We start from the raw sequence: 17,990 nt of genomic DNA, 5'->3' as shown, positions 1-17,990 counted from the left end.
TGAATATGGGGAAAACCTCCGCCCGATGGGCGGAGGTGAAGGGCTTAATTATCAGACATGTGACGCAGCGAGCTGCGGGTTATTCATATTGGCAGGTAATGCAGCAGTGGTGAGCGCTGCCGAAGGTGAAGTGTTCATTGCCGCCATTGCGTGAACAAGTTGCCCGGCAGCGTTGGATGCACCATTTGAATTCGCGATCCAAATACCCGTGCTGAAATTTCCGTGCTGCCACATTTGATCCATTGAGGCTTCAAACGTTCCCTGAACACCATCAGTACGGTCAGCCCCCCATGGGTTGGCAACAATAAAATCATTGGTTTTCTCATCAAAACCGATAATCGCAAACGCATGTCCACTGATAAAATTTGATTGACCGGTGGTGGCATTTGTTGAGTTTTCCCAACTGGAAATTGCCGCGGGTGCACCATTGAGCACCGCAGTTTTTAGAGTTTCAAAATCCGTGGTGTCCCAGGTTCCTTCCGAAGTCGCGACTGCTCTTAGTATTGTAAGAGTGTCGCCGGTGACTTCCATTAACTTTGCTTTACCACCAACCAAGCTTGAGTAGCTATTCACATCATTTAAATAGGTCGCTTCAAATGCGACGTTCGCACGCTCAACAATCGCTACCCAACTTGAGTTTGATGAATTGGCCCCACTACTATAAGTATTACCATCAACTGTAACCCAGTGAGCCACACCATTATTAAAGAACCTTACGCTGTAAGTATCATTCGGGTTCTGAACAATCATTGATTTGATGAAATCAGGTTGTGCGTTCACCACCGTAATAAGTGAGGAAAGGAGCGAACAATCTGCTACTCCTCCTTGATGGATATCATTAATGCTTGGGCCACCTTTGGCAAACAGCGGGCGCCCATCAACGTGTGCCAATGAAGAAGACGCTGGCGCGTTCGCACCATCAAACCAGGTTGAAATTAACTGGTTAAATTGTGTGATAGACGAGCCAACAGCCAGGCTACCGATTCGCTCGCCAGGCCCCGTTGCCGTCCAGTTAATGGATGCGCCACCGGTGCCAATCAACCCATTGACCAGGGAATAGATCGCCGAATCAGTCCCACAGACATTGCCAATCGCCTGCACGTAATTATTTATATCGTTGAACTGGTTTTCGGTGAGGTCCCCCGTCAATTGCGAGGCAAAATCTTTAAGCACGGATTCAATAGTTGTGAAACTGAACAATGAAGCATCGTTGGTCACGGCGTTGTGCATGAGAGTTTTCAAACCGGTGTCGCTTATCGTATCGACTAACGAGAATCCTGTTTCGACAGAAGTGTTAATTAATGACCTCTGGCTTTCTGGCAACTGGGCCACTTGATCAAGGGACATCATTTGCGAAACCGTTAATAGCTGGTCGTTCGACAAAGACGACATGACCTCCGTTAACGCAGACAAATCATTCAAGGCCCAAAAGTGTTGATAATCCAGACTCGCAAATGTGACTGGGGTCAGGCTCGCAAGCTGTGTTGGGGTAATTCCCGCAAAAGCCGCAATAGTCAAATTGTTGAGGAACGCAGCAGTAAACGCGGAAATATCATTGGTAAATGCTGGCATTTGCGCAGCGGTAAACCCCTTGGCCGCATCCGGAGAGATCCAGTCAATATGCTGCAAAGCCTGAGTTTGCTCAGGACTCAATGAGGAAATTTGTTTCTCCGTCAGTCCCAGATATTCCGTTTTTGACATCTGCTCAATAGCTGAAACTGAAAGTTTAGAAATATCTAAATTCCCAAACTGTTCACTGGTCAAAGACTTCAGGTACGGTGCGGCTACAACCTGCTCTGCTGTTAATGCCGCCAGGTGGTTATTATCCCACTTACTGAAATTAGACGCATCAATATGGGATAACTGCGCGGCAGTCACGCCTTTGATGGCTTCATCGCTTAAGCTGTTAAACCACGTGGAAGTGAAATAGCCCATGCTAACGCTAATACTTTGCTGCTGCTCCTTTGTAAACACGGCAATAGCTTCGCTCAGTAGCCAGTCCACATGGTTCATTGCGTAGATTTGGTCGGTACTTAAGCTCGAAATTTGTCCGGCGGTAATCCCTTCATATTGCGAACGGCTCAAAGCGTTGATGGCTGAGGTTGACAGCTTAGAAATATTTAACAGACCAAACTGTTCTCCACTCAAATCGCCAAATTTATTCATACTGCCAATTTGTTCAGCGGTTAATGCTTGCAGATGTGCATTATCCAGAGCGGCCATTGTTGCCGCAGATATTTGCGCGGCCTGCGCTGGCGTCAACGCCTGGAATGCTTCAATACTCAGATGGTTTAACCAACCAGCTGTGAAGTAGCCCATGCTGATGTTAATACTTTGCACCTGTTCTGCTGTAAAGGCGGTGGCAGCATCATCTGGCATCCAGGAGGTATGCCACATTTCATATATTTGTTCTGGTTTTAAGGTCGCTATCTGCTGAGCCGTCAACCCTTCATATTCCGTTTGACTTAAATAGTTTATGGCTACTTTAGAAAGCTGAGAAATATTTAACAAACCAAACTGCTGGCTAGTCAACGCGCTCAGATGCGTTATGGCAGCAACCTGATCCGTCGTGAGCTGCGAAAGCATGTCATTGCTAAAAGATGATATCTGAGCGGCAGTAAAACCAGTGACTGTCGCTGCAGGGATCCAGTCAATACGTTGCATTGCCTGAATTTGTTCATTGCTTAGGGTGGAAATCTGATGAGCTGTCAGCCCTGAGTACTCAGTTACGGTCCATCCGGCGATAGTCGAAGCTGACATCGCGGAAAGGTCTAATAAAGCAAACTGTTCATTGCTCAAAGTGCTAATACCGGTGATTGCATTAACCTGGGCAGCAGTTAATGCTTTCAAGTGGGCATTATCCAGACCACTAAGGTCGCCAATCAACGCAACCTGCTCCCCGCTTAATGCCTTTAACGATGCAATGCTCAACTTGTTCAAATTAGCTGAGGAGAATTCTTCTGCATGGATACTCGCCATCTGTTCAGCCGTGAAGCCGGTAGCAGAATTAGCAGGGACCCAGTCAACGTGCTTCATGGACTTAACTTGTTCGAGACTTAAGGTAGAAATTTGGTGCGCAGTGAGGCCTGCGTATTGCGCCTGGCTCATATCAGCGAAAAACGAAGAGGGTAGCCCGGAAATATTCAGCAATCCGTACTGGGGGCTACTCAGTGAAGCCAGATCAGGAATTAAAGCCACCTGTTCGGATGTTAAAGCCTTGAGATGTCCATCGTTTAAGGCCGCCAGCTTCTCAGACGATATCGCCTTGATATGTTCTGCATCCAGCAGGCAAAAATCCTGTAACTTTATCTGGTTCAGTTTGTTGATCGGTATCCCTTTAAAAGCTTCAGATGTGAGGCTGTTCAGCCAGGTCGCCGAGTACCACTGGTAATTATCATTAATACCGGCCACCTGATCAGCAGATAAAAGGCCCAGATGTTTAGTATCAAGTTTAGCGAGGCTGCTAAAAGTCAGCCTTGTCATCTGATCCGGCGTAATGGCTTTTGTTGCTGCTTCATTAAGCTGGTTTAACCATTCGCCAGTAACGATATAAAAATCCACCGCCAGTTCTGGAATTTGGTCTGCCGTAAAGCCGGATATGGCTTTGGGCGCAACCAGTTGTGCATTGCTCATCAAGTGAACCTGTGCAACGGTCATTTTGCTGACAAAATCAGCGGTAAGTGACGCGTAATCGGAAGCAGTCCAGGAACTAATTTTATTAAGGTCAGGTAGTGAAGCGTTGTTTGGTGTGGAGTCAGGCACAGTTTTTCCTTTTACCGAAATGAGTACTTATTTCGAGTTATATAAAAGACTAAATAATCATGTTAAAGATTTATTTGATTAAGAATTATTTTGATTTTTCCAATAAAAATAAAGAGATGCATTCCTGTAAATATTATCAATCAAACTATGAGTCAGCAGCTTTATTTTCACGTGAAACTTCCAGGCAATGCATTAAATATAGACATTTCAAAACAACCATATATTTACATGTCGCAGGTGGTTTCTTACCAATATAAACATATTTGCTTTTTTTATGATCGCAAAAACATTAAATACGAATGCAATGGTACGCAGCTGTTAAAAAAAACCAACAAAACACAATTCAAATTAACAAAGCTCAGGACAATCAATATCACCACTATTGTCCAAAAATACCCAACTTTCACCTAAATACACATTTTACAACCCATAATGGCTGTGATATTTAATCGCGCACATCCTATATAGCCTCTTATAACTGGCCCTGTTAATTAATATGACTCTTTTGTTGTCGGCGGTATCCCATGGATAGTGGTTTCTTCTGTTTGCAGGTCATCGGTGCTTTCCATCAGGTCGCGGTCGACAAAATTAACCTTCAGCATAAATTTGCAGGACATCTTGAGATATCCCCGGACGGGCAGCCCGTGTTTGGCCGCATGGCTATATTGCTGGCAGCTCAGGAATTAGGGCTTAAAACAAAAGTCGTGCGGCAGGATGTGCGCCGAATGGATAAAGCCGCATTACCTGCTGTGGCTCAGCATCGTGATGGGCGTTATTTCATACTGGGGAAATATGATCCGGGTAGCAAGAATGATAATCATATCGTAAAACCTCGTTTACTTATTCAATATGAAAACTGCCCTCCTGAATTTATTTCCATTGATGAATTGCCCGATATTTGGACGGGCGAAGTCATTTACTTCGCAAGCAAAGTAAATTTCACAGGAACATTAGCAAAATTCGATTTCACCTGGTTTATTCCGGCACTGATCAAATACCGGAGGATTTTAGGTGAAATAATGCTCATTTCCCTGGTATTGCAGTTAATCGGCTTAGCCACCCCGCTTTTCTTTCAGGTGGTGATGGATAAAGTTTTGGTTAATCATGCAATGAAAACTCTGCATGTTGTTGCTATTGGCTTAGTGGCAGCAAATATATTTGAAGCTTTATTGAGCGGAATTCGCACCTGGGTATTTGCACATACCAGTAGCAAGCTTGATGTCGAACTCGGCGCGCGTCTATTCCGCCATATGCTCAACCTGCCGATTGCTTATTTCCAGAGCCGACGCGTAGGAGATTCGGTAGCGCGTGTGCGAGAGCTGGAAAATATCCGTTCGTTTCTGACAGGTAATGCCATCACAGTCGTGCTCGATATTCTTTTCTCGTTCGTCTTCCTCGCCGTAATGTTCAGCTACAGCGTTAAGTTGACACTTATCGTGATTGCATCGATCCCACTCTATGTTTTTTTATCGCTGGTGTTCACACCGGTGCTGCGCCGTCGGCTAAATGAAAAATTCAATAAATCGGCCGAAAACCAGTCGTTCCTCGTTGAAACCATCAGCAATATCGACACCGTAAAAGCCATGGCCGTTGAGCCGCGCTGGGTTAAAAACTGGGATGACCAACTGGCGGGTTATGTGACTTCCGGGCTTTCAGCCACCAATATCTCAACTATCGCCAGTGGCGGTATTACGCTTATCAGTAAACTGGTGACCGCCGCTATTATGTGGATTGGTGCAAGTCTGGTTATCGATAACCAGATGACCGTTGGTGCGCTCGTAGCGTTCAATATGCTCTCCGGCCAGGTGTCACAGCCCATTTTACGCCTGGCGCAGTTATGGAATGATTTTCAGCAGGTCGGTATTTCCATGAGCCGCCTTGGCGATATTTTAAATACTCATCCTGAGGTTGTTGACCAGAAATCACGGTTGCCGCGACTCAACGGCGCAATTGAATTCGACCAGGTGACTTTCCGTTATCGCCCGGACGCTTCTGAAGTGTTACGCAAAGTGAGCCTGACGATTACCCCCGGCGAAGTGATTGGTATTGTCGGGCGATCCGGTTCAGGAAAAAGCACCCTGACGAAACTGGTGCAGCGGCTATACATCCCCGCAAGTGGCCGCGTGCTACTGGACGGGCACGATCTCACGGTGATAAACACCACGTCGCTCAGGCACCAAATTGGTGTGGTGCAGCAAGAAAACAACCTGTTTAACCGCTCGATTCGCGCCAATATCGCGCTGACTAATCCGACGCTGCCGATTGAGGCAGTGATAGAAGCCGCGAAACTTGCCGGTGCGCATGAGTTTATTTGTGAGTTACCGGAAGGCTACGACACCATGGTCGGTGAGCACGGCACAGGTTTGTCTGGCGGCCAGCGCCAGCGTATTGCCATTGCGCGCGCCCTAATCTCAAATCCACGTATTTTGATTTTCGATGAGGCAACCAGTGCGCTGGATTATGAGTCGGAAAAAATCATCCAGGACAATATGCGTCGTATCTGTGAAGGCCGAACGGTATTGATCATCGCACATCGCCTGTCTGCGGTGCGTGAAGCCAACCGTATCGTGGTAATGGAGCGCGGAGAGATTGCCGAAGTCGGTCATCATGATGAACTGGTTCAACACACCGGTGGGATCTACGCGCATTTATATACTCTGCAACAAGGCCCGGTAAGAGAGGCCTGCGTATGAGCCTCAAACTCCGCTATACCGCGTGGTGCGAATTGATGAAACGCTACCGTTCTCACTTTGCGTTTTTCTGGAAGCAGCGCCACTCACTCACGCCACCGGCTTTGAAAGCAGACGAAGCGGAATTTCTACCGGCGGCGCTGGCATTACAACTGGCCCCCGTTTCACCTACTGCTCGCTGGACGGCGCGCCTGCTTATGGTGTTAATCGTTTTCATGGTGCTGTGGGCGGTATTGGGTAAGGTTGACATTATTGTTTCCGCCAGCGGGAAAATCATTCCCTCAAGTCACGCCAAAACGATTGCCTCTGTAGAAACCGCGCGCGTTGAACATATCTTTGTTACCGATGGGCAAACTGTGCATACCGGTGAACCACTCCTGCTGCTTGATACGCAAATTATCGACCATGAAAAAATGCGCGCTGAAGTTGGCCAGGATAACGCTGCCTTGCAGGTTGCACGCTCGCGCGCCTTGCTGGCATCCATCGCCGCTCATCAATTTATTGGACTGAGCGATATAGAGAACATCACGCCAGAAAAGGTCGCTGATGCCCGTCAGCATCTGGCCAGCCAGTGGCTGAACGTAGAAAGCAGACTACGGGATCTGGATGGGGAAATTGCCCGTTACAGCCAGCAATTACCGATTGTTCGTGCGCGGGCACAAAATTATAAAGATCTGGCCGAAAACCATGACGTGTCGGTCACTTCATGGCAGGAAAAAGAGCAGGACAAAATTGAGCTGGAAGGCAAACTCGCCGATGCACGCCACCAGCGTGATTCATTTATCGCAGATACTCGTAAGAAAACCGAGGATGAGCTCAATGACGGGTTACGCCAGCAGGCCGAAGCACATCAGGATGTGCAACGAGCCGACGCCCATAAAACTCAACTTCAGCTCACCGCCCCGGTTGACGGCACAGTACAACAATTAGCGGTACATACGGTTGGTGGCGTAGTAACAGCCGCCCAGCCGTTGATGGTCATCGTACCCAAACAAAATCAGGTCGAGATCGAAGCAATCGTTGAAAACAAAGACATAGGTTTTGTGCACAAAGGCCAGCATGCCGCTGTGAAAATCGAGGCATTTGACTACACCAAATACGGCATGATGCAGGGTGAAGTGACTTATGTTTCCCGCGATGCATTGAATGCCGGAACCAGCAATGCAGCCGAAAGCGCACCATCTGGCCATAGCGATAACACGCAGAAATCACAGAACTCGCAATACGCCATTCATATCAAACTTGACCACAAAACGATGGATATCGATGGCGAACCCTCGACACTACGACCGGGCATGAGCGCCTCAATTGAAATAAAAACAGGTAGCCGTCGGGTCATTGAATATTTCCTCTCACCTCTGATTCAGCATTCGCATGAGAGTCTCAATGAACGGTAAAAAGTATTTAGCCTCTGTCTGTCTGTTGGGTTTACTGGTGCTGCCCACGGCCTGGAGTGAAGGGATCAATAATGTGCTCGATGATCCACTTCAGGCCAATCCCGACCAATTACAGGCGGGGGCGACGCTCCCAGACCAGAGCCGAATAAATTGTGCGACGTCAGTTGATTTCAGCCAGCCGCTAGCCCTGAACGACGCGGTGGATACCGCGTTGTGCAATAACCCACAAATCCGTGCCACCTGGGCGGAAATTAAAGTACAAAGCGGCGTGGTTGGCGAAGCCAGAGCCGCTTATTTGCCGACAATTAGCGCCACCGCCAGCCGACTCAGAGACACCAACACCGTCCCTGCGAGTTTTTTTGAACCCAGCACCACGACCACCACACGGGGTAATCAGTACTACGGTTCATTAAACTGGCGATTATTCGATTTCGGTGGCCGCTCAGCCAATCGCGAATCCGCTAATCAGATGTTACTGGCGGCCATTGCCGGGCACGACGCATCCTTGCAAAAAACAATGGCATCGGTGATTCAGGACTATTTTGAGGCGATGACCAGCGAAGCGGAAATGAATTCCCGCCAGCAAATCGCCGAGCTTGCCCAGCAGACACTTAGTGTGGCAAAGCGGCGTGAGGAGAAAGGGGCAACGACCCAAGATGATACGTTGCAGGCCGCAACCGCACTGGCGAAAGCGCAGCTGAACGCCATACATGCCAGCGGTGATTACCAGAAAAATCTCGCGGTGCTTAAACAGGCCATGGGGATAGATCTCGCCACCGGCATTCACTTACCGGCGCAACCGGATACGGTGATCCCTGCGGATATTCACGATCTTAATCAATGGCTTAAACAGGCTGAAACCCGTCACCCTGCGATTCAGCAAGCCCGGGCAAAATGGCTGGCTGATAAAGATAAAATCATCCAGGTACGCTCAGATGGTTTACCAACTATAGATATGACAGCGTATATCTCGCAAAACGGTTTCCCTAATCAGGGGCTGTCATCCAGCACTGAAACCAGTAAAGAAGTTGGCCTGACACTGACGGTTCCGCTGTTCGATGGCTTCAGTCGCCATTACAAAATTCTCGAAGCGCGGGCACAAGCTGAACAGAGCGAAGCACAACTTGAAGACACGACCAACCAAATCCTTACCGATGTGGTTAAAGCTTACGCCGACGCCAAAACCGCACTGGGTGTGCTGACCGTAAGCCAACAACTGCTCGATGCCGCACAAGCTGGGGTCGATTCTTCCCGTCGCCGTTACGAGAAAGATGTGGCCGATATTCTTGAAGTGTTAAATGCTCAGTCTGCGCTCGCGGACGCGCAACAACAGCGAATTCAGGCTATTGCCGAATGGCAATCCGCGCGCTTAGGCTTGCTGGCGAATACCGGGATATTAAGTCAGTTGCCGGGGGCAGAAAAAGTGAATGAGTGACAGACGCCAAAACAGTAAAAGAGATATTCCCTCGAGGGAAGCTTGACCTTCCCCTGAGGGGAAGGTTTAAGCTTGTCGTACTGTTAAATAAAAGGAGTCTGAAAATGTCTCACGTTATCGATCTAAACCTTGATGGCCTGACCTGTGGCCATTGCGTTAAACGCGTTAAAGAAAGCCTGGAGCAACGTCCTGACGTTGATACAGCTGAAGTCACGCAAACTCACGCCAGCGTAACCGGAACGGCTTCCGTTGATGAGTTAATCAACACCATAAAACAAGCCGGGTACGAGGCAACTGCGGCCAGCCACCCAAAGTCTGATCCGCTGACAGAGTCATCAATCCCGTCGGAAGTGCTGACAGCGGACGCATTGAAGCTTCCGACAGCTACCGAAGATGACGACGATAGCCAACAGTTGTTGATCAACGGGATGAGCTGTGCCAGCTGTGTCACCCGGGTACAAAGTGCATTGCAAAATGTCCCTGGTGTCAGCCTGGCGCGGGTAAACCTTGCCGAGCGCAGCGCCCTGATTATGGGCTCTGCCTCTGCCGAATCTTTAGTAAAAGCGGTGGAAAGTGTCGGGTATGGTGCGGAAGCCATCGAAGATGATGCGAAACGCCGTGAACGCCAACAAGAGACAGCCAACGCCGCTGTGAAGCGCTTCCGTTGGCAGGCTATTCTGGCCCTGGCTGTCGGTATCCCGGTAATGATCTGGGGAATGTTCGGTGACAACATGATGGTCACCGACGACAACCGCTCGTTATGGCTGACCATCGGGATTATCACGCTGGCCGTGATGGTGTTTGCCGGTGGGCATTTCTATCGCAGCGCCTGGCGCAGCTTGCTGAACAAAACCGCCACCATGGATACGCTTGTTGCGCTAGGCACCGGCGCCGCGTGGATTTATTCCATTACGGTGAATATCTGGCCACAGCACTTCCCAATGGAAGCGCGCCACCTCTATTACGAGGCCAGTGCGATGATTATCGGCCTGATAAACCTTGGGCATATGCTGGAACAACGTGCGCGCCAACGCTCTTCTAAAGCGCTGGAACGGTTGCTGGACTTAACGCCACCAACAGCACGAGTTGTCACCGAAGAAGGTGAAAAGACGCTGCCACTGGCAGAGGTCACCGCAGGCATGATCTTGCGTTTAACCACCGGTGACCGCGTGCCGGTCGACGGTGAAATCACCCAGGGCGAAGCCTGGTTTGATGAAGCGATGCTGACCGGAGAACCTGTTCCGCAGCAAAAATCCAACGACGAACCGATTCATGCAGGCACCGTGGTACAAGACGGCAGCGTATTATTCCGTGCCACCGCAACCGGCAACCACACCACGCTTTCGCGCATTATTCGTATGGTGCGCCAGGCGCAAAGCAGCAAGCCTGAAATTGGCCAGCTTGCCGATAAAATCTCAGCGGTGTTTGTGCCTGTAGTGGTACTGATTGCTTTGTTTAGCGCCGCAATCTGGTACTTCTTCGGCCCGGCTCCGCAAATTGTTTATACGCTGGTGATTGCCACTACTGTACTGATTATCGCCTGCCCTTGTGCCCTGGGTCTGGCAACACCAATGTCGATTATTTCCGGTGTAGGTCGTGCCGCTGAGTTTGGCGTATTAGTGCGTGATGCCGATGCCCTGCAAGGCGCCAGCACACTCGATACAATTGTGTTTGATAAAACCGGTACGCTAACCGAAGGCAAACCGCAGGTTGTCGCCGTCGTGACTTACAACGACTGTTCAGAAGCTGATGCATTAAGACTTGCGGCGGCCCTTGAACAAGGATCAAGCCACCCACTTGCTCGCGCTATTCTCGATAAAGCCGAAGGGGCTGAGTTACCGCAGGTTAATGCCTTCCGCACCCTACGTGGGTTGGGGGTTAGCGGTGAAACCGAAGGGCATCAATTACTGCTTGGCAACAAAGCACTGCTTGATGAGCAAAACGTCGATACCGGCCCTATGGCTGCTGAAATTGAAGCACAGGCAAGCCGTGGTGCAACTCCGGTGTTGCTGGCGGTCGACGGTAAACTGGTCGCCCTGCTCGCCATCCGCGACCCGCTGCGTGCCGACAGTATTAGCGCCCTGCAACGCTTGCACCGTAACGGCTACCGCCTGGTGATGTTGACCGGCGACAACCCCACTACGGCTAACGCCATCGCCAAAGAAGCGGGTATTGATGAGGTCATCGCGGGCGTATTGCCGGATGGCAAAGCCGAAGCGATTAAAAAGCTGCAACAACAAGGGCGACAAGTTGCGATGGTCGGCGATGGTATCAACGATGCGCCAGCGTTAGCACAGGCTGAAGTGGGTATTGCAATGGGAGGCGGCAGCGATGTGGCTATCGAAACCGCAGCCATCACGTTGATGCGCCACAGCCTGGTGGGTGTCGCTGATGCGCTGGCAATATCTAAAGCGACTTTGCGTAACATGAAGCAGAACCTGGTCGGGGCGTTTATCTACAACACGTTGGGTATCCCAATTGCTGCAGGGATTTTATATCCACTGACCGGAACGCTGCTCAACCCAGTAGTTGCAGGTGCTGCAATGGCACTGTCATCTATTACTGTGGTCAGTAACGCCAACCGTTTGTTGCGCTTTAAACCGAAGGACTGAATGAACTTCCCCACGGCGTAAAAACCGTGGGGAAATTTGCACCAGGCCACTCGCAGCGGTAGCATGACTTTTTAGCCAGGGAATCTGCAAATGGGTCTGCTATCGCGAATTACCTCATTGTTTTCAAGCCTTTTTAAACCCCAATACCCCTGGCCTGCTATGGATATTGTTCTACCCGGAGATCGCCATCTTCACCTTGTCGGCAGCATTCATATGGGTACGCGCGACATGGCGCCGCTGTCGAGCAAGCTTATCGATAAACTCAACAATTCCGATGCGCTAATTGTTGAAGCCGACATATCCGAAGGCGGTTCCCCCTTCCCGAATAATCCCGATGAACTCCCGCTTGAGCAACGACTATCAGCTGATGATTGGGCGCAGGTGGTGTCGTTAATCCAGGAGTTGGGAATCCCCCTGAGCCAAATTGATAATCAACCCGCCTGGCAAATTGCGCTGGTGCTACAGGCCCACCAGGCACAGCGACTAGGATTAAGAGCCGATTACGGGATTGATTTTCAGTTGCTGGAAGCCGCGAAGGCGCAGGCAGTACCGATTATTGAACTGGAAGGTGCGCAGCATCAGGTGGACATTCTCACCCGCCTTCCTGATGGCGGCATGCCGTTATTAACCGATACGCTCACCCATTGGCACACCAATGCGCGTTTGCTGCAAACGATGATTAGCTGGTGGCTGGAGTCGCCACCGCAAAGTGGGAAAGTGCTATTGCCCAATACATTTGGCGATGAGTTATACGATGTTCTTATGCATCAACGTAACCTTCAGTGGCTGCATTTCTTGCAACAACTTCCTGCCGGACGCTACGTTGTGGCCGTCGGAGCACTGCATTTATACGGTGAGGGAAACTTACCAGGGCTATTGAAAAATCCCACTAAATAAGCGGAAAGCCTGGTCTAAATAATTCGAGTTGCAGGACAAAAGGCTTTAGCCTTTTGAACAGCGCTTGCGCTGGCCCCTTCGGGGCGAGGCTACGCCGAGTAACGCGGCGACGCAGTGAATCCCCGGGAGCTTACTCCAGTAAGTGACTGGGGTGAACGAGGAAAGCCAACGCACCAGCAGCTTGAAGTATGACGACCGGGAAAAAAAACGGCCAATATCGCTATCGGCCCGTCAAAGAGGAATTTGTATATTATTTTAATTATTCTGGCCAAATTAATGGCCAGATACAGAATTGTCGCTCAATGTAACGATTAACGCCAACACTATTGCGTGACATTATAGTATTTGAAAGACTTATCACCCTGTTTATTAATTTGTGCGTATACCATACAAATTTACTAAGAAGGCTCCATGACACCCGCCGTAAAACTTCTCGAAAAAAACCGTGTTCCATTTCAGTTACATGCTTATGACCACGACCCAAGTGAAACAAACTTTGGTGATGAAGTGGTACGTAAACTCGGCCTGAATGCCGAGCAAGTCTACAAAACCCTGCTCGTTGCCATTAACGGGGACATGAAACACCTGGCGGTTGCCGTCACCCCAGTTTCCGGCCAACTGGACTTGAAAAAAGTGGCAAAAGCATTGGGTGCCAAAAAAGTGGATATGGCCGATCCCATGGTCGCGCAGCGCATTACGGGTTATCTGGTGGGCGGTATCAGCCCTCTGGGGCAAAAGAAGCTGCTGCCAACGGTTATCGATGCCCCCGCTCAGGAATTCCCGTCGATTTACGTGTCGGGTGGTAAACGCGGGCTGGATATCGAACTTGCCGCAGCGGATCTGGCAAAACTGCTGAAAGCCACGTTTGCTGAGATTGCTCGCCGCGACTGATCGTTATTTCCTCCCAAAATAGCAATCTCAGTCAGGACGTAAAAGAGAGTCGCTGGCAAAGTAAATGCTTGAGGGAGGAATAATGAATAGCGAAAGACACGAACTTTATGCCCGACGTTTTGAGCAAGTGTTTGCCTGGATTGAACAGCATCTTGATAGCGCGTTAACGGTCGAGCAACTAAGTGAAGTCGCCTGTTTTTCGCGTTTTCATTTTCACCGGCAATTCAGCCAGTTTTGCGGAATCAGCGTTAGCCGTTACATCACTCTAATGCGGCTAAAACGGGCCTCTTTCCGGCTGGTGAGCAACCCGCAGGAAAGAGTGATTAACATTGCTCTCGATGCCGGGTTTGAAAACCCTGAATCATTTTCCCGTGCCTTCAAAAATACCTTCGGCCTGACACCCAGCGAGTTTCGCAAAGATCCTGTTTGGGTTGACTGGCATGTGCATTTTCAATTTCCCGGACGGGAAAATCAGCAGAGGTTAAAAAATATGGACGTGAAAATCATTATTGTCGAACCGATGAAAGTCGCGGTGCTTGAGCATCTTGGCGATCCTATGCACGTAAATAATACCGTCGCGGCGTTTATTGAATGGCGTAAAGCATCAGGGCTTTCGGATTACAGTACTCAAGGGACTTACGGCGTTCCGTGGAACGACCCGCTGACCACACCGGGCCCGGAATTTCGTTTTGATGTATGTGGAGAGCTAAACCCGAAGGCCAACGGACGGGTTCCTGAAAATCCTCAGGGCGTTATCAGTAAAACATTACCCGGTGGGCGTTGTGCCGTGGTGCGTCACGTTGGTGCTTATGAGCGCATCAGCGATAGCGTTTATTATCTTTATCGCCAATGGTTGCCAAACAGCGGTGAGGAGTTACGCGATTTTCCGGTCTATTTCCGCTACCTCGAACTCGATAAAGACCATCCCGAGCATGTGCAGCAGACTGATATTTTACTGCCATTGAAATAAAGAATGGTGGATGTCGTTTCCGCTAATCCCCTTACAAAAGTTACCTTGTAGGTTGGATTAGCGTAGCGACATCCGACAAATTGCCTTACTGCCAGATCACCTCGCCTTTCGGCTCATAAGCATTAACATCAAGTGGTGAGTTCTTCTCGATATATTGCTTCAGCACTTCTGCATCCACAAAACCGGTGTTCACATAGCCCGGTTTTTTATCGATAGCAGGATAGCCATCACCTCCGGAAGCGTTAAAGTTTAACGTCGCCATACGGTAGGTTTTCGCAGGGTCAACCGGCTCACCTTTGATTTTCAGGTCCTGTAGGCCAGTAGCGGTTGCCACAAAGCTGACATTCGCGAACTGCGGGTAGGCACCCGAGTCTGGTTTTTTCTGCGCTACGGCACTGAGATATTCGGTAGCTTCTTTGCCCGTCATATCGGTATAAACCACTGTGTTACCAAACGGCTGAACCTTCAGCACATCTTTATAAGTGATGTCGCCGGTTTCAATCGAATCACGAATGCCACCGCCGCTCATCACAGCAAAATCAGCACCGGTACGGTCCATTTGTGCCGCCAACAGCAGACGCGCCAGGTTGGTTTGCACGAAACGTACTTTGCTACGATCGCCTTCCAAGTGGCCGTTAACGCTGCCCACTTTAACATTCAACTGCGCCTGGCCTTTATTCTGGAATGGCGTCAGCAGTGAGAGCATTTGCTGGTTTTCCGGGATCTGTGGCGTGTAAAGCACGCGCTCGCTTTCACCGTTATCGTAGGTGATTTTTTTCTTCAGATTGATGGGGATCAGCTGGTAATGCACCAGTTTCATTTCACCATTACGGAATTCAAAATCAGCACGACCTACGTATTTGCCCCACTCATGGGCCTGCACAATCCAGATACCGTTTTGCTGATCCGGCGCACATGGCGTGCCAGGCACGTAATCCACCTGCTTTTTATTTTCCGAAGCCATGCAGACCGGATCTTGTGAGTGCCCGCCAACAATCATCGTCAACGCACCAGCAGGGAGGCTGCGCGCCATTTCTACGTCGCCCGGCGCGTTAGAGCCATGGTCGCCGTTGTCATAGTGGCCCATATGGGTTGCCGCGATTAACACATCTGGTTTTTCAGTACTTTGCAGCTCCTGAATCACCAGCTTTGCTTCTTCAGCAGGTTTGCGGAATTCGATATCGGTGAAGTTTTCCGGGTTGCCAATTTTCGCGGTGTCGTCTGTGGTTAAACCGATAACCGCGATTTTAATATCCTGTGGCTTAAAGATGGCCCAAGGCTTAAATAGACGCTCGCCGGTGCTTTTCTGGTAAATGTTGGCCGAAAGCAGCGGGAATTTGGCCCACTTTTCTTGCTGACGTAATACGGTCAGCGGTTTGTCGAATTCGTGGTTGCCGATTGCCATCGCGTCATAACCAATCAGGTTCATGCCACGAAAATCAGGTTCTGCATCTTGCAAGTCAGATTCAGGTACACCAGTGTTGATGTCGCCGCCAGAGAGTAACAGTACGCTGCCTCCCTTCTCTGCCACCTCTTTACGAATGCTATCCACCAGAGTTTTCTGTGCAGCCAGGCCATATTCCGCGTGTTCATTGCGCCAGAAATGACCGTGGTGATCATTGGTGTGTAAAATGGTGATGTTATAAGTTTTATCTTTTTCCCAGGCCAGTGCAGATGCGCTGGTCAAGCCGACTGCGATAAGCAGTGCTGCGGTCACCCCTTTCACGACGAACTTCATTGCAAATCTCCATATTCAAAAAAATACTTCCGCACCAATAGCAGACAGCTACTAGCATAGACAAATAACTTTTCACGATTGTGACTTTCTTCAGAAAGTTCCTGCAGGTATGTTAGCAGGGTAACTGTTTCCCACGGTTCCATCGCTGAACCGATATAAAATAATACAATCAATTCTTTGCAGGTATTTATGGCAATCTCGGAACAAACTCTCGCATCGCCTGAGCCTAAAAAGGCTCGCACCGCGTTTGGCATTCTGGGGGCAATTAGTCTCTCCCATTTGCTCAACGATATGATTCAGTCGCTTATTCTGGCGCTCTACCCGCTACTCCAGAGCGAGTTCTCTCTGAGCTTTGTGCAGATTGGGATGATAACGCTCACCTTCCAGGTGACCTCATCGCTCCTTCAGCCGGTGGTAGGATACTACACCGACAAATACCCGATGCCGTGGTCGTTGCCGATTGGTATGTGCTTCACACTTTGCGGGTTAGTTATCCTCGCTTTGGCGGGCAGCTTCCCAATGGTGCTATTGGCAGCCGGGCTTGTAGGAACCGGTTCTTCCGTTTTCCACCCGGAATCATCCCGCGTAGCGCGTATGGCATCCGGTGGCCGTCACGGCCTTGCGCAGTCGCTGTTCCAGGTTGGCGGCAACTTTGGTAGCTCTCTAGGGCCGTTGCTGGCTGCGCTGATTATTGCGCCTTACGGCAAAGGCAATGTGGGCTGGTTTGTGTTGGCCGCTCTACTGGCAATTATCGTATTGCTGCAAATTAGCCGTTGGTATGCGGCGCAACATCGTATGGCGAAAGGTAAAACCGCAGCACCTGTCGTTAACCCGCTGCCACGCAAGCAAGTGATTCAGGCGGTGTCTGTATTGCTGGTACTGATTTTCTCCAAGTATTTTTATATGGCGAGTATCAGCAGCTATTACACCTTCTACCTGATGCACAAATTTGGTTTATCGGTGCAAAATGCCCAATTCCATCTATTTGCCTTCCTGTTTGCAGTCGCTGCCGGGACAGTAATTGGTGGGCCGGTGGGCGATAAAATCGGTCGCAAATACGTTATCTGGGGTTCAATCCTGGGCGTCGCGCCATTTACCCTGTTTCTGCCATATGTTTCGCTTTACTGGACCGGGATTCTGACCGTGATTATTGGCTTTATCCTAGCCTCCGCATTTTCAGCGATTCTGGTTTACGCGCAAGAGCTGATGCCTGGGCGTATCGGCATGGTTTCCGGGCTATTTTTCGGTTTTGCTTTTGGGATGGGTGGGCTGGGTGCTGCAATACTCGGCCTGGTAGCCGACCATACAAGTATCGAGTTAGTCTATAAAATATGTGCTTTCCTGCCACTTCTCGGCATATTGACCATATTCCTGCCTGATAATCGCCATAAGTCATAGTTATAAAGGGTCAGAGATTGCCTCTGACCCTTTATATTACCCACGTTTACCCATACCTTTCTTAAACTAAGTGTATAAAACCCCCTTCAGATGCCAATTTTTGTCTAAATGCGCCTTTTATTAAAAAACGATCTATTTAACACACACATCGATTAAAAAATTGTCATAAACTAAATGTAGGTTATTGGATCTTATTTGTT

At 49.5% G+C, this 17,990-nt stretch carries 10 protein-coding genes; 8 read left to right on the top strand and 2 right to left on the bottom strand.

What is annotated here, in order from left to right:
- Positions 1–51: 51 nt before the first annotated feature.
- Positions 52–3,762 (bottom strand): C2 family cysteine protease, encoded by a 3,711-nt coding sequence (locus LVQ79_RS22545; RefSeq protein WP_232864154.1) that lies wholly within the window; start codon positions 3,760–3,762, stop codon positions 52–54.
- A gap of 524 nt (positions 3,763–4,286) precedes the next feature.
- On the opposite strand from LVQ79_RS22545, the gene LVQ79_RS05345 reads away from it, so the two are divergent.
- From LVQ79_RS05345 to LVQ79_RS05315, 7 genes are all read left to right on the top strand, one after another.
- Positions 4,287–6,455: a type I secretion system permease/ATPase gene (locus tag LVQ79_RS05345; RefSeq protein WP_232864153.1), complete on the top strand. Its 2,169-nt coding sequence runs from the start codon at positions 4,287–4,289 to the stop codon at positions 6,453–6,455.
- On the top strand, positions 6,452–7,849 hold the full coding sequence (locus tag LVQ79_RS05340; protein WP_232864152.1) for an HlyD family type I secretion periplasmic adaptor subunit: 1,398 nt from the start codon (positions 6,452–6,454) through the stop codon (positions 7,847–7,849). Before LVQ79_RS05345 ends, LVQ79_RS05340 begins: the two co-directional genes overlap by 4 nt.
- Positions 7,839–9,284, top strand: a complete 1,446-nt coding sequence (locus tag LVQ79_RS05335; RefSeq protein WP_232864151.1) for a TolC family protein — start codon at positions 7,839–7,841, stop codon at positions 9,282–9,284. Before LVQ79_RS05340 ends, LVQ79_RS05335 begins: the two co-directional genes overlap by 11 nt.
- A 104-nt stretch (positions 9,285–9,388) precedes the next feature.
- Positions 9,389–11,896 (top strand): copper-exporting P-type ATPase CopA, encoded by a 2,508-nt coding sequence (gene copA / locus LVQ79_RS05330; RefSeq protein ID WP_232864150.1) that lies wholly within the window; start codon positions 9,389–9,391, stop codon positions 11,894–11,896.
- A 90-nt stretch (positions 11,897–11,986) separates the two neighbouring features.
- Positions 11,987–12,793, top strand: a complete 807-nt coding sequence (locus LVQ79_RS05325) for a TraB/GumN family protein (RefSeq protein ID WP_232864149.1) — start codon at positions 11,987–11,989, stop codon at positions 12,791–12,793.
- A 411-nt stretch (positions 12,794–13,204) separates the two neighbouring features.
- Complete coding sequence (gene ybaK, locus LVQ79_RS05320; protein ID WP_232864148.1) at positions 13,205–13,684, top strand: Cys-tRNA(Pro)/Cys-tRNA(Cys) deacylase YbaK; 480 nt, start codon at positions 13,205–13,207, stop codon at positions 13,682–13,684.
- A gap of 82 nt (positions 13,685–13,766) precedes the next feature.
- A complete protein-coding gene (locus LVQ79_RS05315) occupies positions 13,767–14,654 on the top strand; it encodes an AraC family transcriptional regulator (protein WP_232864147.1) in 888 nt (295 codons plus the stop codon).
- 85 nt (positions 14,655–14,739) lie between these two features.
- Here LVQ79_RS05315 and ushA read toward each other — a convergent pair whose 3' ends face one another.
- Complete coding sequence (gene ushA / locus LVQ79_RS05310) at positions 14,740–16,392, bottom strand: bifunctional UDP-sugar hydrolase/5'-nucleotidase UshA (protein ID WP_232864146.1); 1,653 nt, start codon at positions 16,390–16,392, stop codon at positions 14,740–14,742.
- 189 nt (positions 16,393–16,581) lie between these two features.
- Between ushA and LVQ79_RS05305 the strand changes: the two genes are divergently transcribed.
- Positions 16,582–17,790, top strand: coding sequence for an MFS transporter (locus tag LVQ79_RS05305; RefSeq protein WP_064516732.1), 1,209 nt, complete (start codon positions 16,582–16,584; stop codon positions 17,788–17,790).
- Positions 17,791–17,990 lie beyond the last annotated feature (200 nt).

Source organism: Buttiauxella cochleicola (genome assembly GCF_021282405.1).
GTDB classification, from domain to species: domain Bacteria; phylum Pseudomonadota; class Gammaproteobacteria; order Enterobacterales; family Enterobacteriaceae; genus Buttiauxella; species Buttiauxella massiliensis.
This window is presented reverse-complemented; position numbering and strand designations above follow the sequence as displayed.